At 71.2% G+C, this 22,501-nt stretch carries 17 protein-coding genes; 6 read left to right on the forward strand and 11 right to left on the reverse strand.

Annotated features, from left to right (window positions below; translation table 11 throughout):
- Window positions 1-63: 63 nt before the first annotated feature.
- Together ACYQ78_RS24655 and ACYQ78_RS24660 are read left to right on the forward strand one after the other, a co-directional pair.
- Window positions 64-1,302, forward strand: a complete 1,239-nt coding sequence (locus ACYQ78_RS24655; RefSeq protein ID WP_459803265.1) for an AAA family ATPase — start codon at window positions 64-66, stop codon at window positions 1,300-1,302.
- 58 nt (window positions 1,303-1,360) lie between these two features.
- Window positions 1,361-1,984 (forward strand): RloB family protein, encoded by a 624-nt coding sequence (locus ACYQ78_RS24660; RefSeq protein ID WP_459803266.1) that lies wholly within the window; start codon window positions 1,361-1,363, stop codon window positions 1,982-1,984.
- A gap of 1 nt (window position 1,985) precedes the next feature.
- Here the strand turns inward: ACYQ78_RS24660 and ACYQ78_RS24665 are convergent, their stop codons facing one another.
- The 3 genes from ACYQ78_RS24665 to ACYQ78_RS24675 form a co-directional block, all read right to left on the reverse strand.
- A complete protein-coding gene (locus tag ACYQ78_RS24665; RefSeq protein WP_459803267.1) occupies window positions 1,986-3,521 on the reverse strand; it encodes a serine/threonine protein kinase in 1,536 nt (511 codons plus the stop codon).
- Between the two features lie 18 nt (window positions 3,522-3,539).
- Entirely contained in the window at window positions 3,540-5,072 is a 1,533-nt protein-coding gene (locus ACYQ78_RS24670; protein ID WP_459803268.1) for a choice-of-anchor I family protein, read from the reverse strand.
- 70 nt (window positions 5,073-5,142) lie between these two features.
- Window positions 5,143-6,297 carry an SGNH/GDSL hydrolase family protein gene (locus ACYQ78_RS24675; protein WP_459803269.1) on the reverse strand — a complete coding sequence of 385 codons (1,155 nt, stop codon included), beginning with the start codon at window positions 6,295-6,297 and terminating at the stop codon, window positions 5,143-5,145.
- A 155-nt stretch (window positions 6,298-6,452) separates the two neighbouring features.
- Here ACYQ78_RS24675 and ACYQ78_RS24680 point away from each other — a divergent pair, with 155 nt between their 5' ends.
- Both ACYQ78_RS24680 and ACYQ78_RS24685 read left to right on the forward strand, forming a co-directional pair.
- Window positions 6,453-8,993, forward strand: a complete 2,541-nt coding sequence (locus tag ACYQ78_RS24680; RefSeq protein WP_459803270.1) for a tetratricopeptide repeat protein — start codon at window positions 6,453-6,455, stop codon at window positions 8,991-8,993.
- Window positions 8,994-9,059: 66 nt separating this feature from the next.
- Complete coding sequence (locus tag ACYQ78_RS24685) at window positions 9,060-9,869, forward strand: tyrosine-protein phosphatase (protein WP_459803271.1); 810 nt, start codon at window positions 9,060-9,062, stop codon at window positions 9,867-9,869.
- Window positions 9,870-9,876: 7 nt separating this feature from the next.
- On the opposite strand, the gene ACYQ78_RS24690 is transcribed toward ACYQ78_RS24685, so the two are convergent.
- The 3 genes from ACYQ78_RS24690 to ACYQ78_RS24700 all read right to left on the reverse strand — a co-directional run bounded on the left by ACYQ78_RS24690 (window position 9,877) and on the right by ACYQ78_RS24700 (window position 12,557).
- Window positions 9,877-10,566, reverse strand: coding sequence for an alpha/beta fold hydrolase (locus ACYQ78_RS24690; RefSeq protein ID WP_459803272.1), 690 nt, complete (start codon window positions 10,564-10,566; stop codon window positions 9,877-9,879).
- A gap of 88 nt (window positions 10,567-10,654) precedes the next feature.
- Entirely contained in the window at window positions 10,655-11,665 is a 1,011-nt protein-coding gene (locus tag ACYQ78_RS24695; protein ID WP_459803273.1) for a Gfo/Idh/MocA family oxidoreductase, read from the reverse strand.
- The gene (locus ACYQ78_RS24700) at window positions 11,658-12,557 is read right to left on the reverse strand and encodes a proteasome assembly chaperone family protein (protein WP_459803274.1); all 900 of its coding nucleotides are present in this window, start codon (window positions 12,555-12,557) and stop codon (window positions 11,658-11,660) included. The genes ACYQ78_RS24695 and ACYQ78_RS24700 overlap by 8 nt, the downstream gene beginning before the upstream one ends.
- A gap of 102 nt (window positions 12,558-12,659) precedes the next feature.
- Between ACYQ78_RS24700 and ACYQ78_RS24705 the strand changes: the two genes are divergently transcribed.
- Complete coding sequence (locus ACYQ78_RS24705) at window positions 12,660-13,058, forward strand: ankyrin repeat domain-containing protein (RefSeq protein WP_459803275.1); 399 nt, start codon at window positions 12,660-12,662, stop codon at window positions 13,056-13,058.
- On the opposite strand, the gene ACYQ78_RS24710 is transcribed toward ACYQ78_RS24705, so the two are convergent.
- The gene (locus ACYQ78_RS24710) at window positions 13,055-15,163 is read right to left on the reverse strand and encodes an ATP-binding protein (RefSeq protein ID WP_459803276.1); all 2,109 of its coding nucleotides are present in this window, start codon (window positions 15,161-15,163) and stop codon (window positions 13,055-13,057) included. The two genes, ACYQ78_RS24705 and ACYQ78_RS24710, sit on opposite strands and share 4 nt — an antisense overlap.
- Window positions 15,164-15,287: 124 nt before the next feature.
- Here ACYQ78_RS24710 and ACYQ78_RS24715 point away from each other — a divergent pair, with 124 nt between their 5' ends.
- Window positions 15,288-15,452: a hypothetical protein gene (locus ACYQ78_RS24715; protein ID WP_459803277.1), complete on the forward strand. Its 165-nt coding sequence runs from the start codon at window positions 15,288-15,290 to the stop codon at window positions 15,450-15,452.
- Between the two features lie 3 nt (window positions 15,453-15,455).
- Here ACYQ78_RS24715 and ACYQ78_RS24720 read toward each other — a convergent pair whose 3' ends face one another.
- The 4 genes from ACYQ78_RS24720 to ACYQ78_RS24735 all read right to left on the reverse strand — a co-directional run bounded on the left by ACYQ78_RS24720 (window position 15,456) and on the right by ACYQ78_RS24735 (window position 22,460).
- Complete coding sequence (locus tag ACYQ78_RS24720) at window positions 15,456-16,565, reverse strand: terpene synthase family protein (RefSeq protein WP_459803278.1); 1,110 nt, start codon at window positions 16,563-16,565, stop codon at window positions 15,456-15,458.
- A gap of 188 nt (window positions 16,566-16,753) precedes the next feature.
- Complete coding sequence (locus ACYQ78_RS24725) at window positions 16,754-17,599, reverse strand: ABC transporter permease (protein WP_459803279.1); 846 nt, start codon at window positions 17,597-17,599, stop codon at window positions 16,754-16,756.
- Window positions 17,596-20,163, reverse strand: coding sequence for an alpha/beta fold hydrolase (locus tag ACYQ78_RS24730; RefSeq protein ID WP_459803280.1), 2,568 nt, complete (start codon window positions 20,161-20,163; stop codon window positions 17,596-17,598). Before ACYQ78_RS24730 ends, ACYQ78_RS24725 begins: the two co-directional genes overlap by 4 nt.
- Entirely contained in the window at window positions 20,160-22,460 is a 2,301-nt protein-coding gene (locus ACYQ78_RS24735) for a beta-glucosidase family protein (RefSeq protein ID WP_459803281.1), read from the reverse strand. The genes ACYQ78_RS24730 and ACYQ78_RS24735 overlap by 4 nt, the downstream gene beginning before the upstream one ends.
- Window positions 22,461-22,501: the final 41 nt, after the last annotated feature.

Below are 22,501 nucleotides of genomic sequence, written 5' to 3' on the forward strand. Positions count from 1 at the left end.
GAGGCCCTCTCGTGCGGGAAATCCGCATGAGAGGGCTATTCTTTGGCGGGGGAGGTGCCTGTCGTGCTGCTCAACTTCCGGCTGGCCAATGTGCTGTCGTTGCGTGACGAACAGCAACTCTCGCTGATCGCCACCGAGCTCAACGAAGGTTCCGCGCGCCCGATCTCCACCCGTGAAGGGGGCAAGGCCCTCGCGGTGCTGCCCGTGGTGGCCATCTACGGCGCCAATGCCTCGGGCAAGACCAACATCATCAGCGGGCTGGAACTCATGCGACAGGTGGTCCTCTCGAGCGTGGGCTGGTTCAACGACCCTGCACCCGAACGGCGGATCGCGTTCGCGCTCGACGACGCCATCTCAGGCACGCCGTCCTATTTCGAGGCCGACCTGGAGATCCTTGGCGTCCGCTACACCTATGGGTTCGAGATCGACGACGAGAGGGTCAGGGGGGAGTGGCTGCACGCCTATCCCCGGGGGCGACGGCAGGTGTGGTTCGACCGCGCCGACGACGACTTCCAGTTCCCCGGATCACTCAAGGGCGACAAGCAGGATCTCGTACGCAAGACCCGGGCTGACGCGCTGTTCCTCTCGGTGGCCGCAGAATGGAACAACGAGCAGCTCACGCCGGTGTTCAGCTGGTTCCTCGGCATACCTCCGGTGCTGACTCCGGCGAGACAGTCGCGGTGGTTTCTTCGGGAGGCACCCAGGCTGTCCCTCTACACGGGCAGATTGATCGCCAGCCAGGCCTACCGTGACCGGATCACCCGGCTGCTGACCGTCGCAGACCAGGGGATCACGGGTTTCGACTCCCGGGCACTCGCCGAGAGCAGGATCCAGTTCCTTCATAGCGGCAAGCCGTTGCGGTTCGATCAGGAGTCACTCGGCACACGGGCCTGGTTCGGCCTGCTCAGCCCTCTGCTCGACGCTCTCGATCAGGGCTTGGTCCTGCTCGTCGATGAACTCGACGCCAGCCTCCACCCGGTGCTGGTCACCGAAGTCATCCGCATGTTCGAGGATCCTGAGGTGAATCGGTCGGGCGCCCAGTTGATCTTCACGACGCACGACGCCACCCTCCTGCGCCCGCTCCCCGGCGGTGGCCGCATCCTCGACCGCGACGCGGTCTGGATGACCGAGAAGAACGCCTCCGGCGCCACGGAGCTCTACGCCGTGTCGGGGCTCCAGCCGCCACCGCGCAAGGACGAGAACCTCGAACGCGGCTACCTGGTGGGCCGCTATGGCGGCACCCCTCGCGTCACTCCGGGGGAACTGGGCCGGGGCGTTTCCGAGGTCGCCGGTGAGTCCTGACCGGACGGACCGCAGACGCAGGCGCGGTTCCAGCCTCACTGCGGGCAGGCGTCCACGGGTGGCCGATCGGGTGTTCTTCGCCGTCTGCGAGGGACGCGTGACCGAATACGACTACCTGACGCTGTTACAGAACCTCTATGGCGCCACCTGCTCGTTCCGGATAGACATGCCCTCGCCCGGCTCCAGACGCGACGACATGACACCGGAGCAGGTCGCCGAATTCGCCATCCGGGTCGCTGGATCGGATGGCGATCAGTACACGGAGATCTGGGCAATTTTCGATCGTGACCAGCATTCGGGGATCCCCCTGGCGCTCGAACGGCTGGCACGGCAGGCCCCCAAGGTCCGGGTGGCGTTCTCCCACCCCTCCTTCGAGTTCTGGCTGTATCTCCATTTCTCCGCCTACGACGTGCCGCAGAACGGGTCGAGCCGGGAGATCGTCAGGCGGCTCACCCAGCGGGAGGCCTGGGCGGGCTTCGAGCGGGCCAAGCGCATCACCGATGCCCGCGCGGCCGACTTGGCCCCGAACATCGTCAACGCCGCCGATCGTGCCCGTCGGCTGGAGAAGAGGTGCGCCGACGACGGCTGCACCCATGTCCGGGCCGGAGCGGCGTGCGGTCCCATGGAGCGTGATCCCGGTAGTGGCATGGGCGCGCTGATCGAGAGTCTCGGGATCCGCTGAGCTATTTGCGGGTCAGTTGGCCGGTGTACGTGACGAGGCCGAGGTCGTCGTTCCAGACGTAGTCGATCCGGTCGCCCTTCAGGGTCAGGGTCACGTCGCCCGGGATGCAGGCGCCGCCCAGGTCGTCGAGGCGGAACTCGGTGGTGTCGGCGGAGGAGGAGGTGAGGGTCAGGGTGCCCTCGCACGGGTCCTCGCGCCACTTCCCCGTCTTCTCGCCCGCGTCGAGGTCGATCTCGATGTCGTGCTCGCTCATCGCCGGGGTGGTCGGCACGATGTGGCCCTCCCACGTCCCCGCGAACGCTGCGGGGATCCCCTTGTCCGAGGGGAACGAGGTCCCCGTGCCGGTGGGCTTCGGGGTGGGGATGGGCGCCACCGAGTAGACCTCCGTGGCCGTCACGGTCACCGCGGGCTTCGGAGTCGGCTCTGGGTCATCGGTTGGTGCGAGCAGCGGCGGCACGACGAGGGTCGCCACCGCGAACAGAGCCGCCCCGATCGCGGCGAAGGCGAACGCCAGCGCCTTGCGGCTCGCCGGCGGGGCTGGGGCGGGCGGTCCGCCCGGGGTGCCGTTGGTCGCGGGGCCCGCCCACGAAGGTGGCTGGGTGAACTGCCGCCGATCGGGATCACCGGCCCACAAGCCGGGCGCCGGGTCGTAAGCCGATCCGTGGGGCGCGGGTTCTCTCCCGAAAGCCGGTGCCGGGTGACCGGCGGGCGCGTGGGCCGCCGCCTCGCCCGCCCTCAGCGGGTCGGGGGCCGCGCCCACCAGGGTCAGCAACACCTCCTGCGCCGTCGGACGCTGAGCCGGGTCTTTCGCCACGCACCGCGTCACCAGGCCCCGCAACGCCACGGGCACGCCCGACACGTCCGGTTCCACGGTCATGATGCGGTGCAGGACCGAGGCCACCGAATCGGCGCCGAAGGCCGCCCGGCCCGTCGCCGCGTAGACGATCGTCACGCCCCACGCGAACACGTCGGAGGCGCCCGAGGCGGGCTGGCCCGCGATCTGCTCGGGCGCCATGTAGGCGGGCGTTCCGATGAGGCCGCCCGTGATCGTGTCGCTCTGGCTCGGGCGGGCGATCCCGAAGTCGACCACCCGAGGGCCGTCGGGGCCCAGCAGCACGTTGCCCGGCTTGAAGTCCCGGTGCACCACCCCAGCCGCGTGGATGGCCGCCAGGGCGGTCGCCGTGCCCACGGCCAGGCGCTCCAGCTCGCCGCCCGCCAGCGGCCCGGCCGAGGCCACCCGCTCCTGGAGGGACGGCCCCTCGACGTACTCCGACACCACGTAAGGCCGCCGCCCGGCCACGTCGGCGGCCAGGACGCGGGCCGTGCAGAACGGCGCCACGTTCCGCAGAGCGGCGAGTTCGCGGGACAGCGCGTGGCGGACGCCGTCGTCGGCGCCCCGGAGCAGTTTGACCGCCACGAGGAGACCCGACGGCGCCACGCCCAGGTACACGATCCCCTGACCGCCCTCCCCGAGGCGTCCGGTCAGCCGGTAGTCGCCCAGGGAGCGCGGGTCGTCAGGGTCGAGCGGGGTCACCATGCCCCAAACCGTAATCCGTCAGCGGATCTCGTAAACGGCGGTCGTGCCGGAAATCTCGTGACCGACCACGAGAAGCGGCTTGTGGGTGGGGCTGTCGGAGGCGGGGATGAACAGGACGCCCTCGGGGCCCGAGTCGCCGCCGGTGCCGCCCTCGACCGAGCCGGTGAAGTCGCGGCTGTTCACGTAGTCGACGATCTTCGGGTGGCGGGGGTCGCTCACGTCGAAGGCCACGATGCCGCCGACGCGCTCCAGGCCGGCGAAGGCGTAGGTGCGGCCACGGATGTCACCGACGGCCACGCCCTCGGGCTCGGGGCCCTTGTTGTCGCTGCGGGTGTCGAAGGACTTGTTCTCCTGGTCGGAGTTGAACTCGGCCGGGAGCTCCTTGGCGACGAGCTTCTCGATCTGGTCGCCCGAGTCCCACACGAGGCGGCCTTCGGTGTCGCGGATCGAGACCGAACGGCCGCCCATGGCGTGCAGTTCGGTGGTGACGCCCTCGGCGTTCTTCGGCGAGGTCGAGGTGACGGTCAGGCGGCCCAGCTCGGCGTCGGCCTTGAGCGCGTCGGGCAGCGTGGTCTTGAGGTCCTTGACGCGGACCTCCTCGGCGAAGCACTCCCAGTCGCGGGCGTCGCCCTCGTTGGCGGCGACGATGTAGGTGCGGCCGCGGGCCTGGTAGGAGGCCAGGGCGTCGGGCTGGTACATGCCCTTGACCGGACGCGGCACGATGTTGATCTTGCCGTCCTTGTCGGAGGCGTCCAGGCCGTTGCCGGGGCGGCTGTGGTCCTTCAGGCCGAGCGGGACGACGTCCTCGACGCGGCCCGAGCGCAGGTCGACGACGGCGAACGCGTTGTTCTCCTGGAGCGAGACCCAGGCGGTGCGGCCCCACTTGTCGGTGGTGATGTACTCGGGCTCGAAGTCCTGGGCGGCGTTGGCCTTCGGGCCGTAGATACGGATGCCCTGGGCGCGGAGCCGGTCCTCGCGGCCGATGTACTTCTTGAAGTCGGCCGTCTTCACCGAGCCGCGGCGCACGTCGATGATGCTGATCGAGCCCTCGGGGTCGACGTTGCCCTCGCAGTAGCCCTCGGGCTCGCCCTCGTTGGCGACCAGGACCTTCGAGCCGTCGGGGGTGAAGGTCACCATGTCGGGCAGCGCGCCGACGGTGACCGACCGCGACTTGCGGAGCGTCGACGCCGAGAAGAAGCTCACCGTGCCGGGCTTGGTCTTGTCGTCGGCCTGCTGGGCGACCGCGATGAGGCCGTTCTTGACGGCGACGCTGTTGGCGCCGGGCGTCGCCAGGGTGCCGACCTTCTTGGGGGCCCTCGGGTTGCGGATGTCGAGCACGTCGACGGTGCCGGCCTGGGCGTTGACGACGAAGACCCGGCGGGTCCTGGCGTCGTACGCGGTGATCTCCGACGCGCCGGCGTCGAAGGCGCCGGTGGTGTAACGGCCGAGGAACTGGAGCGAGAGCCCCTTGTGGGCGGTCGCGGCCTCGGCGGGAGTGGCGGCGAGCAGTCCGGCGACGAGCACGCCGGTGAGGAGGGTCCTGTTGTGCATGCGCGAAAGCGTGGCGAAACCCGGTGACGCCACGCTGAACGCGCGGTGATCCACACGTGAACCGGATGTCTCAGACGATCTGGGACAACCGGATCGAATAGGCCAGTTTCCGGCGGCCCGCGTCACTCAGGTGGATGTGGTCACCCGAATCATAGGAGGCCCGCAGCTGGTCGGGGTAGGTGGGGTCGCGCAGCGCCGCGTCGAAGTCGGCCACGGCGTCGAAGGCGCCGCTGGTGCGGATCCACTGGTTCACCTGCTGCCGCACCGCCTCGCGGTCCTCCGTCCAGGCGGGATAGCCGTAGAAGGGGGTCAGCGTGGCGCCGACGACCTTCACCTTGTGCCGGTGGGCGAACCTGATGAGGTTCTTGTACGCCCTGATGAACGGCGCCGCCGAGGTGTAGGCACCCTTGGTGATGTCGTTGATGCCGGCGTACACGACCACCGTTCTGACCCCCGGCTGGCCGAGGGCGTCGCGGCCGAAACGGGAGTAGACGCTGGGCCCGGTCACCGGCTGGAGCAGGCGGTTGCCCGCGATGCCCATGTTCAGCACCGCCGCCTTGCCCTTGAGGCGCTGGTTGAGGAAGTCGGTCCAGCGGCGGTTGGAGTCGGTCGGCTGGCCCGCGCCGTCGGTGAGCGAGTCGCCGATGGCGACCACGGAGGGCACGGCCGTGGGTGCGGTGACCGCGACGCGGTCGAGGAAATACCACTGCGTGCTGGTGTACGTGAACTTCCAGCCGTCGTCCTTGGCGGCGTGGTCGCCGGGGTCGGACAGGAAGGTCGTCGCGTAGGCCCGCTCGTGGCCCGTCACCCGCGAGTGGTTGCCGGGGACGAACACGCTGACCACCAGGTCACTGCCGCGCACGTACCTCCCCGGGAGCGGATCGCTCCACGCCGCCTGGCCGGCCGGGATGCGTACATAGTTCCTGCCCTTGAAGAGCACCGGGCGGTTGGTGCCGGTCTCGATCTCGGCGCCGTAGGCCTGGAGCCCGGCGTGCACCGAGCGCAGCACGATCGCGCCCGATCCGTAAACATTCGACAGCCGGATGCGCAGTCCCGGGCCGCCCACCGACAACCTGACGATCATGCGCACGGTCTGCCCGCCGATCGCCGTCGGCAGCCGATCCACCGCGGCCGACCACGTTCCCACCAGGTGGGTCTTGGGGGCGGCGGCAGCGGGCTGCGCGGTGAGTAACCCCGCGACCAGCATCGATACCAGAACGATCATCCGGACGACCGGCCGCGACATCCCTCTCCCCAGAACGTTCGATCACTGAACGCCATACATTACGGCCATTTCGTCCAACAGACTCGGAGTTGCGGATGAATGGTGATACGCGTGCTTGAATCCTGACTAGATCACCTTCCTGAGGGGACCACAGGATGTCGGAAGCCCCCCGCGACGACGACGGCGATCGCTCGCCGTCGCGCCGCACGTCCTTCGCCGCCCCGGCCGCCGTGGGCGTGGTGGCCGCCGTGGCGAGCGCGATGGCGGCCGTCACCAACATCTGGGACCTCCCGGTCGCCGCCGGACTCGGCATCACCGGCGCCGCCGCGGTGATGGCGGGGGTGCTCGCCTGGGCCACCGCCGACCCCGCGGGCCGCCGCGACCGCAAGGCCAAGCCGGGCGGCACGCCCACTCCCGCCGAACTGCCGCCCGTGATCGCCCACTTCACCGGCCGGGCCGAGCTCCTGGCCACCCTGCGCGGCCTGTTCGCCGAGCGGGACGGCGACTCCCCGATCGTGGCCTCCCTCTACGGCCAGGGCGGCGTCGGCAAGTCGGCGCTGGCCGCCCGCTTCGCCCACGAGATGGCCCCCCGCTACCCCGACGGCCAGCTCTACTTCGACCTGCGCGGCGCCGACGGCGCGGTCCGTCCCGAGGAGGTGCTGATGGCCTTCCTGCGGGCGCTGGGCGCCCGCCTCACCACCGACGTCGGGAGCCTGCGCGAACTGCAGAAACTCTGGTGGACGTGGACCGCCGGCCGCCGCCTGCTGATCTTCCTCGACAACGCCCAGGACGGCGACCAGGTCAAGGACCTCATCCCGACCGAGCCGGGCTGCGCCGTCATCGTCACCTCCCGCAGGTCGCTGATGCTGCGCAACACCTACGACGAGCAGGTGACCGCCTTCACCGAGGCCCAGGGCGTCGAACTGCTGGCCCGCCTGGCGGGCTCCGAACGGGTGGCCGCCGACCTCGACGCCGCGCTCGGCATCGTCCGGGCCTGCGACCGGCTGCCCCTGGCCATCAGCATCTGCGGCGGCCGGCTGGCCACCCGCACCCACTGGTCCCTGTTCGATCTGTACGACCGCCTCGAACTCGAGAGCCGCCGCCTCGACAACCTGGAGGTCGGCAAGGAGCTCGACAAGAGCGTCCGGGCCTCGCTGCAGCTGTCCTACGACGAGTGCACCGGCACCCAGCGCCGCCTGTTACGCCTGCTGGCGCGCTTCCCGGCCCCCGACGTCCCCGACTGGGTGGCCGGCGACCTGCTCGACGTCTCCGAGACCGACGGAGCCGACCAGCTCGAAGCGCTCGTGGCCAGCCACCTCGCCGAAGTGACCGGCCGCGACCTGGCCGGGCAGACCCGCTACCGCCTCCACGACCTGGTCCGCCTGTTCGCCCAGGAGCAGCGCGCCGACCACGCCCCCGCCCGCCACAACGCCATGGAACGCGTCCTGTACGGCTACCGCCGCCGCGCCGAGGCCGCCGCCGCCACCCGCTGGCCCCAGGACTGGAGCCCCCGCCCCGGACGCGCCGAGCCGGCCGTCCGGCTCTCGAAGAGTCCCGAGATCACCTCGGGCACCTGGTTCTCCGCCGAACGCCTGTCGCTGCTGTCGGCCGTGCACACCGCCCAGCAGCTGGAGCAGTGGGACCTGGCGTGGGGCATCGGCCGGGCCTTCTGCTCCCTGTGCCACTCGCTGCGCGCCTACTGGTCCGACTGGCAGGCCGTCGCCGACGTCATCTGCCAGGCCGCCGAACGCATGGACGACCCCCGCGCCCTCGGCATCGCCCTGCTGGAGCGGTCGGCCGTCGCCGGGGGAGTCGGCCGGGGCGAGGAGGCGCTGCGCGACGCCCAGCGCGCCCTCGACCTGCTCACCGAGCAGAACGAGGCCTGGTGGGCGGCCCGCGCCATGCGCGCGGTCGGGATGACCCTGTTCACCAGTGGCCACCTCGACCGGGGCCAGGACTACCTGATCGGCGCCATCACCGCCTTCAAGGCCGGGGGAGACGGGTGGTGGACCGCCCGCACCCAGCGCAACCTGGCCGAGCTCCGCCTGGCCCAGCGCGGCTACACCGAGGCCCGCGAACTGCTGGAGGAGGCGCTCGACACCTTCCAGCGCGCCGGGAACCGCTACTCGGAGGCGCAGACCCAGCGGGCCCTCGGCGAGGTGCTGGCCGCCGAGGCCCGCATGCTCCTCAACCGGGGCGACGCCCCGGGCGCGGAACGCAACTTCATACTGGCCGGGAACGCGCTCGGGTTCGCCGTGCGCTCGTTCCGCGACCGCGGCGAGGAGTGGGAACAGGCCCGCAGCCTGCGCGCCGCCGGGGAGATCGGCGACCCCGCCAACATGCTCACCGAGTACGCCAACGTCCGCGACGCCAAGGAGATGCTGGGCAAGCTGGGCGACTCGTGGGGCGTGGCCCGGTCGGAGGTGAGCCAGGGCCGGGTCCTGGAACGCCTGGGCCGGGTGAACGAGGCGGTGGAGATGCTCCGCGGGGCCGTCCACGACTTCGAGGCCCTGGGCGACCGGTGGTGGCAGGCGCGCGGGCTGCGCACGGTGGCGGAGGTCCTGATCCGGGCCGGGCGGCTGTCCGAGGCCTACGATCCGGCCCGCCACGCCCTGGAGATGTACCAGAGCCTCGGCAACGAGGCGGGGGTCCAGCGCGCCCAGGACGTCCTGAACCAGGCCCGGCCACCGCGCTGATCGGGGTACGGAGATTCATGTAGCTGCCATGTGGCCGACATTTTCCGACAGATAGGCTGATACGTGATGAATGAGAATGGGCGCTGGATAGCACTCGAAGGCGCGGTCAACGTCCGCGACCTGGGGGGCCTGCCGACCGTCGACGGCGGCCTCACCAAGTCGGGCCGGATCCTGCGCGCCGACAACCTGCAGGACCTGACCCCGGCCGATGTGAACCTGCTGGTGACGGAGCTGAAGCTGCGCGACGTCATCGACCTGCGGTCCAACACCGAGGTCCGGTTGGAGGGCCCCGGCCCGATCGTCGACGAACCCGACGTGGAGATCCACCACCACACGCTGTTCGCCGAAGGCGGCCTGTTCACCGACGCCGCCAGCGACGACCCCGACGAGTCGGACGAACTCGACGAGCGGGCGCTGCCCTGGAACGACGCCGAGCGGCTCGACCCCGAACTGCGCGTCACCGGCCACTACTACGGCTACCTGCGCGACCGCCCCGACTCGGTGGTGGCCGCGCTCCGCGTGATGGCCCACGGCGACGGCGCCGCGCTGGTCCACTGCGCGGCGGGCAAGGACCGCACCGGTGTGCTGTGCGCGCTGGCCGAGGAGGTCGCCGGGGTCACCCGCGAGGCGGTCATCGCCGACTACGCGGCCACCGGCGAGCGCATCGCCGCGATCCTGGAGCGCCTCCGCTCCAGCGACACCTACCGCGTCGACCTCGACTCCAAGCCCGCCGACAGCCACATCCCCAGGCCCGAGTACATCGAGCACTTCCTGGAGATCCTCGACACCCGCTACGGCGGCCCGATGGGCTGGCTGGAACAGCATGGCTGGACCGAGGCCGACACGGCGGCGCTGCGCTCCCGCCTGCGCGACTGACCGGACGTCAGACGCCGGCGGCCGCCTTCCTGATCAGGTCGGCGACGACCTCCGGCCGGGAGATGTAGATCGCGTGGCTGCCGGCGGCCTCCACCACGGTGGAGCCCGCGCGCCCGGACATGGCCCGCTGCGCGTCCGGCGGGATCGTCCGGTCCTCCGTGGCGACCAGATACCAGCTCGGCCTGGTGCGCCAGGCGGCCTCGGTGACGGCGCCGCCGAGCGCGTTGACACTCCATGGGACCTGCGAATCGGCCATGAACGCGGCCTCCTCGGCCGGCAGGTCGCCCGCGAAGGCGCCGGCGAACTTGTCCCGGTCGAGGAGCAGGAACCCGTCGACCGGGGGCAGGATCGGCGGGACCGGCGCGCCCGGCGGCGGCGTCTCGGGGATCAGGCTGCTCACCGACTCGCCCGTGTCGGGCGCGAACGCGGCGACGTAGACCAGCGCCGACACCTTCGGGTGGGTGCCGGCCTCACTGATCACCGCGCCACCGTAGGAGTGCCCGACGAGCACGGTGGGCCCTTCCTGCCGGTCGAGGACCTGCCGGGTCGCCGCGGCGTCCCCCTCCAGTGACAACGTGGGGTTCTGGACGATGCTGACCTGGTAGCCGTCCTGCTTCAGCAGGTCGTACACGCCCCGCCAGCCCGACCCGTCGGCGAAGGCGCCGTGCACCAGCACGACGCTGACCGAAGAACTCATGATCTTCCTCCTTGACCGCCCTATGGCGCCGAAGCTAGTCGGCTCGACTGGACGGACACTGAACAGATCGTGGACCGGCGCCGCGGCGTCAGATGACGGTGATCACGCGGCGTTCGTCGGCCGACACGCGGGCCGCGCGGAGCACGGTCAACGTCTCGGCGGCCGATTCGGGGGTCACGGGAGGCGGGCCCTCGCCGCGCAGGGCCGTGACGACGCCCTCGTAGAAGGCGCGGTAGTTTCCGGGCTCGGTCGGGACCGGCTCGTTGCCGAGGAGACCGGGGTCGCCGTCGCCGAAACCCGGGTCGGCCGGGCTGCGCCCCGCGCGGAGACGCTCCTCCTGCGGGTCCATGCCCCACTTCACGTAGGCGTTCTCGGAGCCCAGCACACGGAAGCGCGGGCCCAGGTTCGCCGCGACCGCGCTCACCCACAGGTGGGAGTGCGCGCCGCCCACGTGGGTCAGCGCGATGAAGCTGTCGTCGTCGGCCCGCACGCCCTCGCGCCGCACGTCGGCCTCGGCGTACACCGATGTCACCGGGCCCAGGAGCTGGAGGGCCTGGTCGACCAGGTGGCTGCCGAGGTCGTAGAGGAGACCGGCCAGGTCTTCCGGGCCGCCCTGTTCGCGCCAGCCGCCCTTCGGCACCGGGCGCCAGCGTTCGAAGCGCGACTCGAAGCGGCGGATCTCGCCCAGGCGGGGGCGGAGCGTCCCGATCGTCAGGAAGTCGCCGTCCCAGCGCCGGTTGTGGAAGACCGTCAGCAGCAGGCCGCGTTCGCGGGCCAGCGCGGCCAGCTCCAGCGCCTCTTCGGCGGTCGCGGCCAAAGGCTTGTCGACCACGACCGGAAGGCCCGCGCGCAGCGCCTCGGAGGCGATCGGCACGTGGGTGCGGTTCGGGGAGGCGACCACGACCAGGTCGACCAGCGGGTGGAGATCGGCGGCGTGGCGGACCACCGCGACGCCGGGGCCGATGCGGGCGGCCTTCCCGGGGTCGCCGGTCACCACGGCGGCCAGCCGCAGGCCGGGGGTGGCCGTGATCAGCGGGGCGTGGAAGAACTCGCCGGCCGGCCCGTAGCCGACCAGCCCGACCCGGAGATCGTCAGCCATCTCGATCGTCGCGTTCGGCCAGGAACGCCTCGAACTGGGCGGCCAGTTCGTCGCCGGTGGGCATCGGGGTCGACTCGGCCAGCAGGTTGTCCTTGCCCGCGGTGAAGGCGTCGTACTGCTGCTCCAGGCCCGCGATGGCGCCCGAGAGCTCGGCGCTGGCCTGTATCTGCTCCTCGATCTCGGTCGTGGTCTTGTCGGCGGCGTCGCGGAGGGCGTCCATCGGGAAGACCAGGCCGGTGCCCCTCGTGATCGCCTCAAGGGCGGTCACCGCGGCCTGCGGGTATTCCGCCTGGGCCAGGTAGTGGGGGACGTGGATCGAGTAGCCGAGGGCGTCGTGGCCCTTGGCGCCGAGCCGCAGTTCGAGCAGGGCGGCCACGCTGCCGGGGACCTGCACCTTGCCGAACGGGCTCACCTGGCCGTTGATCAGCTCGGGACGGCTGCCGTGGGCGGTCAGGCCGATCGGGCGGGTGTGCGGGACGCCCATCGGGATGCCGTGGATCGTCACCATCTTGCCGATGTTCAGCCGGGTCGCGAGCATGCCGATCGCCTCGGTGAACAGCTCCCACTCGCGGTCGGGCTCGGGGCCGGTGAGCAGCAGGAACGGGGTTCCCGTTAGATCATGGGCCAGGTGGAGCGTCAGCTCGGGCATGTCGGCCTCGACCCAGCGGTCGGTGTCGAACACCATGACCGGCCGCCGCGACCGGTAGTCGAGCAGTCGATCGACGTCGAAGGTGGCCACGACCCGGTGGTCCAGCTCGGTCATCAGGTGCCCGAGCGCCAGCCGCCCGGCTCCGCCCGCGTCGACGAAGCCTTCGAAGTGGTAGAGCAGCACCGGATCGGTCAGCTCGGGGGCGTCACCGTCGAGCCGGTAGAGATCCGTCGGGTCGTACACGACTGGAAGCCTTTCTCACGGTCTGTTTCATCTACAGAACCTACGGCGAGGTGAATCGATTCCACGCCGTTTCGGGGACCCTACCGGGCGACAATAGGGCGCATGGAGCCGGATCAAGAACTCGTCGACTTCGCCACCCGGCTCTTCGCCCTCGCCCGGGAGGGACGGACCGGCGAACTGGCCGCCTACGTCGACGCGGGCGTCCCCGCCGACCTGCACAACGACAACGGCGACACCCTGCTCATGCTGGCCGCCTACCACGGCCACGCCGACACGGTACGGGCGCTGCTCGACCGGGGCGCCGACCCCGGCAGGCCCAACGACCGGGGGCAGCTCCCCCTGGCCGGGGCGGTGTTCAAGAAGAACCACGACGTGGTCAGGGCGCTGGTCGAGGCGGGCGCCGACCCCCATGAGGGCCGGCCGTCGGCCGCCGACACCGCGCGGATGTTCGGCGACACCACCTCGCTCGAGATCTTCGGCCTCGGTGACGACGGGGCCTAGAGGTCGTCGAAGACCTCGAGCTCGCCGAGGGCGACCGCGATGGTGTCCTCCAGCGACAGGGCCTGCCCGGCTGTGAACACGCGCTCGAACTCGTCGATGCCCATGGTCTCCTTGCACTCCTTGATGGTGCGCTCGAAGTCCTCGCTCAGGAAGGGGGATCCCAGCTGGGCCAGGCCCGAGGCGCGCCAGTTGTGCTCCGAGGCGCCCAGCAGGTAGGCCGCGTGGGCGACCTCGCCGGTCGAGGCGGCGTGGCGGGCCATCGTCTCGAGGGTCAGCAGCACGCCCGGCACGTCGTGGAAGTGGCGCTTGATCCGCAGCGCCTCACGCGCGCTGGTCTTGACCTTGTCGGGCCTGCCGGTCTCGATCTCCAGCAGCGCCTGGATCCATACGGCGTAGGAGCGGATCCACAGCTCGCCCCGCTCGTTGCAGATCTTCAGGCAGTCCTGTACGAGGGATTCGGCCTCGGGGAAGTCGCCCTGCCGCGTGAAGACCAGCGCCAGCTCGGCCACCGCCGGGAGCAGTCCGGGGTTGAGCTCCCGGCCGCTGCGGTGGAACTCGATCGCCACGCCGAGCAGCGCGGTGGCCCGCTTGAAGTCGCCCTTCAGCATCGCGCTGGTGCCGAGCATCTTGGTCGCGAAGATCACCGCGCTCGAGTCGCCGACCTCCAGCGCCTCCGACGAGCACCGCTCGGCCGCCTCGGTGGCGGCGTCGTGGTCGCCCTGCATGTTGCAGACGTAGGCGAGCGTCCACAGCGCCCGGCAGCGCTCCTTGCTGGCCTGGCGGGAGATGCCGAGGGCACGCTCCAGGTAGTGGCGCCCCTCGCGCATGAAGCCGCACGCCACCCACATGAACCACAGCGACGAGAGCAGTTCGAGGCCGATGCGGACCTCGCCCGGCGCCGACAGGCAGTAGTCGACGGCCGTGCGGACGTTGTCGTGCTCCTGGCGCATCCGGACGAACCAGTGCACCTGGCGCGGGCCCGACCAGGCGTGCTCGCCGCGTTCGGCGAGCTGGAGGTAGTAGTCGCGGTGGCGGCGCTTGAGGTTGTCGGTCTCGCCGAGCTTGCCGAGCCACGCCTCGCCGTATTCACGCAGGGTGTCGATCAGGCGGTAGCGCTGGCCCGAGACGGTGTTGTAGCTGATCAGTACCGACTTGTCGACGAGGCCGGTGATGACGTCCATGATCCGGTCGGGCGGCAGCGTGTCGCCGGCGCAGACGTAGCGCGCGGCGTCGAGTTCGAAGTCGCCGTAGAACACCGACAGGCGGGCCCAGAGCAGCCGTTCGGCCGGTTCGCACAGCTCGTGGCTCCAGCCGATCGCGGCCCGGAGCGTCTGGTGGCGCGGTAACGCGGTGCGGGAGGCGCCCGCCAGCAGCGAGAACCGGTCGGTCAGCAGGCCGAGGATCTGCTCCACCGACAGGGCGCGCAGCCGGACCGCCGCCAGCTCGATCGCCAGCGGGATGCCGTCGAGCCGCACGCACAGCTCGGCCACGGCGGTGATGTTGTTCTCCTCGACCGTGAAGTCGGGCACCACCGCGGTCGCCCGCTGCCGGAACAGCTCGACGGCCTCGTTGTTGTACGGGGACTCGCCCGGATCCTGCCCCGGCACCGTCAGCGGCGTGATCGAGACGACCGACTCGCCGGTCATGTCGAGGGAGCGGCGGCTGGTGGCCAGCACCCGCAGGTTGGGGTTGCGGGCCAGCAGGTCGTCGATCAGCTCGGCGCACGCCTGGACCATGTGCTCGCACGTGTCGAGGATGAGCAGCACGTTGCGCTCGCCCATCCAGTCGGCCAGCGTGTCGCCGCTGGTGCGGCTCGACTGGTCGGCCAGGCCCAGGGCGGTGCGGACGGTGTGGTGGAGCATCGACGGATCCTGGAGGCGGGCCAGGTCGACGTACCAGATCCCGTCGTCGAACTGGGGGCGCAACTGGTGGGCGATGCGCAGAGCCGTGCGGGTCTTGCCGACGCCGCCGATCCCGGTCACCGTGACCAGGCGCGACTGCTGTATGCGCTGCCTGATCGTGGTCAGTAACCGTGACCGCCCGACGAAGCTCGTGAGCTCCGCCGGAAGATTGCCCTCTCTGCGCCTACCTGCTGGGGTCGCCATGCCGCCTCACGGGGGTCGCGTTCCGGCTTGCACCTGCCTCGGCATCGTACCTTTGTTGGCATTTGGCCGTGGGAGCGTGGTGGAGATACCTCATCCGGACCCCGCCCTTCGCTAGGCTGAAACCATGTCCGAGCCGCAGCCCGATGAACTGCGCCCCGTCGACCTGTCCGACGACGGCCTTCCGGTGCTTCCCGACCAGACCCTCGACGACACCGACCACGGGTGGGGCGAGTGGCGCGAGTCCGACGACGACGCCAGGCTCCTGGAAGACCGCCCGCCCCACTGGTGACCCCTACTTGGTCGCCAGCTGATCCCACCACCAGGTGATGGCGGGGACCGGAAGCGGGTCGAGGCGGTCGTCGCTGGCCCGTTCCTTCCAGCTTCCCGGCATCGTGACCGGGTCGGCCGCGACGCGGTCGGTGGGGTTGCGCGGATCCAGGTAGCGGCCGGTGCTCATGGCCCACGCCAGGTAGCCCCTGATCCACTCGCCGAGGCCGTGCACGTAGCGGTCGAGTTCGGGGGTGGCGCCGGCCCGCACCTCGTCGCCGACCTTGAGGAACAGGGTCATCACCCGGTCGCGCATGCGCACCGCCTCGGCGGAGGCCTCCTCGACCGAGCGGCCGCCGGAGGTCAGCACGCTGACCAGGTTCTGGATCTGCGGATAGCCGTAGCGGTGCTGCCGGTACGACTCCTTGTTGAACGAGATCAGGTCGTTGTCCCAGGCGATGATCGCGTTGGCCATCTCGGTCAGCGCCCGCACCCGGGGGTCGGCCATGTCGTCGGCGCTGACCTCGTATCCGGCGCTGATGTCGACGAACATCACGCTGGCGCCGCACGCGCTGGCGTTCAGCCACATGGTCACGTAGTCGTCGACGGCCGGGATCCGGCCCTCCAGCCGGTTGGCCGTCTCCCAGATCAGCCCGAACAGATACTTGCGCTGCTCCTCGACCCAGCGGGCGAGCTGGACCGGGGTCGCGGTCCGTTCGAGGCGTAAGCGGATGTCGCGCAGGCCCTCGGCCCACGGGTCGTCGGTGAGGATCCGCGCGGTGGGCGCCTCGACGATGCGGGTCAGCTTGCTGACGAACTGGACGAACGCGTCGAGCGACATCTCGTCGACGCGTTCGTCGCAGTACATGTCGTCGAAGGTGAACAGCCAGAAGACGTAGTCGGCGGCCAGGCGCAGCCCCTCACCGCGCCCGTGGGGGAGCGCCAGCGCGGCGCAGTGGCCGATGCGCTGCGCGGCGAGGTACTCGCGTTGTTCGGGGGAGCGGAAGAGGCCGAAGTCGTCCATCCACTGGACTGTGGCACGGTCCACTTCGTCGGCTTCGGGGGAGATGGCGTAGGGGAAGGGGCAGTAGAACGAGGGGACGTCCATCCGGGGCGACGAAACGACACTGGTCACGAGCAGGTCCTTCCGGTTCGTCTGGCCGGGCGCGACAAAAGTTGGGCGGCGTTGGCACGGTCCCAAGAGCGCAGGAATTTTCGGCCCGGTGAGTTGTGTGGGCGTGATTGCGCTTAATTAAAGCGTCCGAGCTTAAATGAGCCTTTTGTCCCATCGATTCCTACACGAAATCGGAGGCCTGTCAATCGTCAGGAGACGACGTCCTTCCGGCGGAAGCGGCGGAACGCGAAGGCCAGCAGGACCGCCGCGTAGGTGACCGCGACGGCCGATCCCTTGATCATGCCGCTGTAGTCGGGGACCGGCGCCAGGGCGTCGAGCCAGGCGGTGTTCCAGAAGGTCGGCAGGAACTCCCGCAGTCCACCCAGGGCCTCCACGGCCTGCAGGATCGTGCTGACGATCACCAGGCCCACCGCGCCGCCCACGGCGCCCAGGGGCGAGTCGGTGCTCACCGAGAGCAGGAACGCCAGCGATGCGACGACCAGGTTGGTGACCATCGCGTACAGGATGACGATTCCGAATTTGGGCAGCACGTCGACGGCCGCGATGACCTCGCCGGTGCCGGGCACCCGCACGTCGTTCCAGCCGAACGCGACCGTGCCGGCCAGCACCGCCATCACCGGCACGACCGTGACCGCCGCCGCCGAGTAGGTCAGCGCGACGATCAGCTTCTGGCGCAGCAGCCGGTCGCGCGGGATCGGCGCGGCCAGCAGGTAGCGCAGCGACGACCAGTTGGCCTCGCTGGCCACGGTGTCGCCGCAGAACAGCGCCACCGCGACCATCAGCAGGAAGCTGGCGGAGACCGACAGGGCGAACGCGGCGAAGTTGAGGCCGCCCTGGGTGGCCAGGTCGGAGATCCGCAGGCCGCTGCCGCCGTTGTTGTTGTTATTGGGGCCGAACTGGAAGGCGATCACCAGGATCCACGGCAGCGCCGCCAGCAGGCCGAACATGACCATCGTCCGGCGGCGCCGGAACTGGCGGACGAACTCGACCCGCAGCGGGAGGGTGCGCCCGGGGGCGTAGCCGGTCGCGGTCACGCTTTCTCTCCGATCAGGTCGAGGAACACGTCCTCCAGGCGGGTGGAGCCGTTGAGGTCGCCGCGGCTGAGCAGCTCCTTGACGGGACCGGCCGAGACCAGGCGGCCCCGGTGCATGACGACGGCGTGGCTGCACACCTGCTCGACCTCGCCCAGCAGGTGGCTCGACACGATGACGGTCCGCCCCCCGGTGGCGTAGGAGCGCAGCACCCGCCGCATCTCGGCGATCTGGGGCGGGTCGAGCCCGTTGGTGGGTTCGTCGAGCACGAGCAGGTCGGGCAGGCCGAGCATGGCCTGGGCGATGGCCAGGCGCTGCCGCATGCCCTGCGAGTAGGTGCGGGTGGCCCTTTCGACGGCGGCGCCGAGACCGGCGATCTCCAGCGCCTCGTCCATGTGGGCGTCGGCGGCCGGGCGGCCGGTCGCCTGCCAGTAGAGCTCCAGGTTGGCCCGGCCCGACAGGTGGGGCAGGAAGCCCGGCCCCTCGACGAACGACCCCAGCCGCGACAGCACCGGGGCGCCCGGCACGACCTTGTCGCCGAAGATGCGGATCTCGCCGTCGTCGGGGTGGATGAGGCCCATCATCATCCGCATCGTGGTGGTCTTGCCCGCGCCGTTGGGCCCGAGCAGGCCCAGGACCTGGCCCTTCTCGACGCGGAACGCCAGGTCGTCGACCGCCTTGTGGCCGTTCTTGTAGCGCTTGGTCAGCCCGGTGATCGCCAGCGGCACCTCGGCCAGCTCGGGATCGGGCGCGATGGCGGCCCGGCGCGGACGGCCGGTCAGCAGGATCACCGCCGCCGCCAGGACCGAGGCGAGCGGGAACGCCCACGTCCACCAGGCGGGGCCCTGCGGCGGGGGGACCAGCCCGGCGTCGACCGGCATCGTCAGCGTGGAGGAGCCCAGGCCGACCCGGTGAACGCTCGGCTCGGCCGGCAGCGCGTAGGCCATGTCGGTCGTGGTGACCGACAGGCGCAGCACGTGGCCGGGCTCGATGCGGCGGTCGACGGCCGGGAGGGTCACCTTGACCGGCGTGCCCGCGGGGGTGGCGGTGACGCGCAGGGGCGCGGCCAGGCCGCCGGGGAGCACGGCGAGCTGCCCGGAGGCGGCGTCGTAGAGCTTGGCGAACAGGGTGACCTCGCCCTCGCCGTACACCTTGATGTCGGCGGTGGGGGAGCCGGTCACGGTGAGCGCGGTGTCGAGCGGCCGGGTCTCGAACGTCGCGACCTGGCCGGGCAGGTCGAGCGAGGCGCCCGCCGAACCGCCGCCGCCGTTGCCGCCGAGCAGGCCGCCGAGGCCGGGGACCGAGGAGATCGCGGCGGGGCTGCCGCCGGGCGGGGTCGCCACCTCCTGGTCGGGGCCGAGCAGGTCGAGCTGCGTCGTCACGGTGCCGGTGATCCCCGAGTAGGAGGGGCCCTCGGCGTGCAGCAGGACGTTCTGCCGGGTGCCGGGGTCGCGGCCGCCGTCGCGGGAGACGGTGAAGCCCGGCCCGGTGGCCGTTCCGGTCTTCTTCAGGTAGGTGTCGAACCAGTTGAGGGTCTGGCCGAAGACGAAGTCGGCCTCGGTGTCGCCGCCGTCGTGGCCCCCGGCGATCCAGGCGACCTCGACCGGGGCGCCGGTGGCCCTGATCGCCGCGGCGTTGAGGTCGGCGTGGCCGAGCGGGAACAGCGAGTCGCGCTGGCCCTGGATGATCAGTGACGGGACCTTGATCTTCCCCTGGACGGAGACCGGCGACGACTTCCTGAGCAGGTCGATCGCGGCGGGAGTGGCCTTCCCGGTGGCCGCGATCTCCTGGTAGACCGTGCAGATCGCGGGCAGGAACCGGCCGCACTGCGCCTGCTCGGGGGTGATCGTGTCGGGCGCGGGCTGTCCCGAGGAGCCGCCCAGCAGCCGGGCGAGGCCGTCGGCCTGGCTCGCGGGGTTGAGGCCGGAGCCGCCGGCGCTGAAGAAGATCCCGGCCCACATCTTCTTGAACACGCCCGAGGCCGGACCGGCGCCGGACGCCTCGGGGAACAGGGCGTCGGCCAGGTCGTACCACGTGATCGACGGCGCGATGGCGTCGACGCGGGGGTCGTGGGCGGCGGTCATCAGGGCGATCGCGCCGCCGTAGGAGCCGCCCGCCATGCCGACGCGCGGGTCGCCCGCGGCGTCGAGCAGCACCTCGGGCTTCTTGGCGAGCCAGTCGATGAGCTGCCGGACGTCCTTGACCTCGTAGTCGGGCGAGTTCAGCGCGATCTCACCGGTGGAGCGGCCGAAACCGCGCGCCGACCAGGTGAGCACCGCGTAGCCCTGCTCGGCGAGCTGCCCCGCCTGGTCGCGGACGCTGTTCTTGCTGCCGCCGAACCCGTGACCGAGCAGCACCGCCGGCGCCCTGCCGCCGCCCTCGGGCGGGTAGTAGGCGGCGTCGATGAGCACCTTCTGGTCGTCGGCCGGGCCGTCGACGACGGGGATGACGACGTCCTCCCCCCGGGGGAGACCGTCGGACGGCCAGGCGATCCAGATGATTCCGGCGGCGGCCACGAGCACGGCGACGAGCACGGCGAGGCCGCGCCGGCCCCCGGGAAACGTCATATCGCGAGCCTATCGGCGCTGACTGAGAGTCCGCTGAGGACCCGATACGCGCCGGGGACGGCCGCCCAGCCCTTTTCGGTCCAGATTTCCACCGCCCGTGCGGGGATCTCCACGGTGACCGAAACCGTCTCGCCCGCCTCCGCCTCACCGACCGTGAACGCGGCCAGCCAGCGGGCCGGGCGGTCGCCCGGTTCCTCGGGGGCGAGGTAGACCTGCACGACCTCCCGCCCAGGTCGCGGGCCCGTGTTGGTGAGGGTGACGGTGACCTGGAGGCCGTCGACGGTGATCTCGTCGTACGACCACGTCGTGTAGCCGAGGCCGTGGCCGAACGGGAACGCGGGGGCGGTCTCCGCCCGGTCCCAGGCGCGGTAGCCGACGAAGCGGCCCTCGTCGTAGGAGAGCACCCCGTCGTCGGGTGTGACGTTGATCACCGGGCAGTCGTCCAGGGCAGCGGGCCAGGTCGTGGGGAGGCGGCCGCCGGGTTCGGTGACGCCGGTCAGCACGTCGGCGAGCGCGTGGCCGCCCTCCTGGCCGGGGAACCACGTCAGCAGGATCGCGGCGACGTCGTCGCGCCACGGCATCTCGACCGGCGACCCGGCGTTGACCACGACGACCGTGCGCGGGTTCACCTCGGCGACCCTGAGCACCAGTTCGTTCTGGCGGCCGGGCAGCCGCAGGGAGGTCCGGTCGAAGCCCTCGCTCTCGACCTCCTTCGAGGTGCCGACCACCACGACGGCCACGTCGGCGTCGCGGGCCGCCTCGACCGCCTGGGCGATCATCCGGCCCGTGGTGGGCCTCGGCTCGCGGTGGCAGAGCGCGAAGCCGACGAAGGCCGGCGGCTCAGGCGAGTGGTGGACGGTGTGGATCAGGCTGACCACCACGGGACCGGGCAGGTCGGCGAGCACCTCGTGCTGGGGCGGGAAGAAGAACGCGGCCATCGGGTCGTCGCCGGTCGGGTGGACCACGCCGTCGAACAGGGTCTCGCCGTCGGCCTCCAGGGTGAACCGCCCGGCGCCCTCGACGGCCAGGGTGTTCCAGCCCGGCGCCGCGTCGAGGATGCCGCTGATCTCGACGGTGTGCAGCTCCTCGTAGGGCACCGGCACCGTGCCCAGCCAGGACAGCGCGCCGTCGTGGAGCGTGAACTCGCCGAGCACCCGGCCGTCGGCGGCGCGGGCGGTCGCGGTCGCCGCCATGATCGCCGGGTTGACCCTCCTGCTCGCGTCGGCGCCCCGGCTGAACGTGACGTCGAGCCCGGCGGCGGTCAGCCCTTCGAGGGGCGAGACGGCGTGCTCGGGGAACACCATCGCGCTGCCGCCGCCCATGATCCGGGCGTCGGTGGCCAGGCCGCCGATGAGGGCGATCTTCCGTTCGGGGGCGAGCGGCAGCACGCCGTCGTTGGTCAGCAGGGTGAACGACCGCGCCGCGATCTCCCGCGCCAGCGCGACCCCGTCTTCGGCGGGCCGGTCGCCCAGGTCGTCCAGGTCGACCCGTTCGTGCAGCGCCTTCAGCCGGGCCACCTTGAGATCCAGGAGCTCTTCCGGTACGTCCCCCGCCAGCACCGCCCGCGCCAGCGGTGCACCGAACACGCTCCCCGGACCCGGCATGGCCACGTCGAGCCCGCCGAGCGCGCACCGCACCGCGTCGCGGGCGGCGGTCCAGTCGGACATCACGATCCCGTCGAACCCCCACTCGCCGCGCAGCACCCCTTCGATCAGCTCGGTGTGCTCGCACATCGGGACCCCGTTCACGCGGTTGTACGCCGCCATCACCCCCCACGGCGCCGCCTTACGCACCACCAGCTCGAACGGCGCCAGGTAGACCTCCCGCAGGGTGCGCTCGTCCACCCGGACGTCGACCGTCATGCGGTCGGTCTCGGAGTCGTTGGCCACGAAGTGCTTCACCGTCACGCCGACCCCGCCCGACTGCACCCCGGCCACGTAGGCCGCCCCGATCTCCCCGGTCAGCAGCGGGTCTTCGGAGAAGCACTCGAAGTGCCGCCCGCCCACCGGCGTGCGGTGCAGGTTCACGGTCGGCGCGAGCAGCACGTGCACGCCCTTGCGGCGGCACTCGGCGGCCAGCGCCTCCCCGGCCCGGCGGACCAGGTCGACGTCCCACGTGGCGGCCAGGGCGGTCGGCGACGGCAGCGCGAGGGCCGGATCGCCCGCCATCCAGCTCGCGCCGCGAACCCCGATCGGCCCGTCGGAGGTCACCAGGGAGGGCAGCCCGATCTCGGGTGCGGACGGAAGCGTCCACATGTCCCGTCCGCCGAGAAGCGAGGCCTTGCGGTCGAGGTTCATTCGCTCACCTCATCGTTTGATTGCGCCGTGAGTAAAGGGAA

It is taken from the genome of Herbidospora sp. RD11066 (assembly GCF_054661255.1).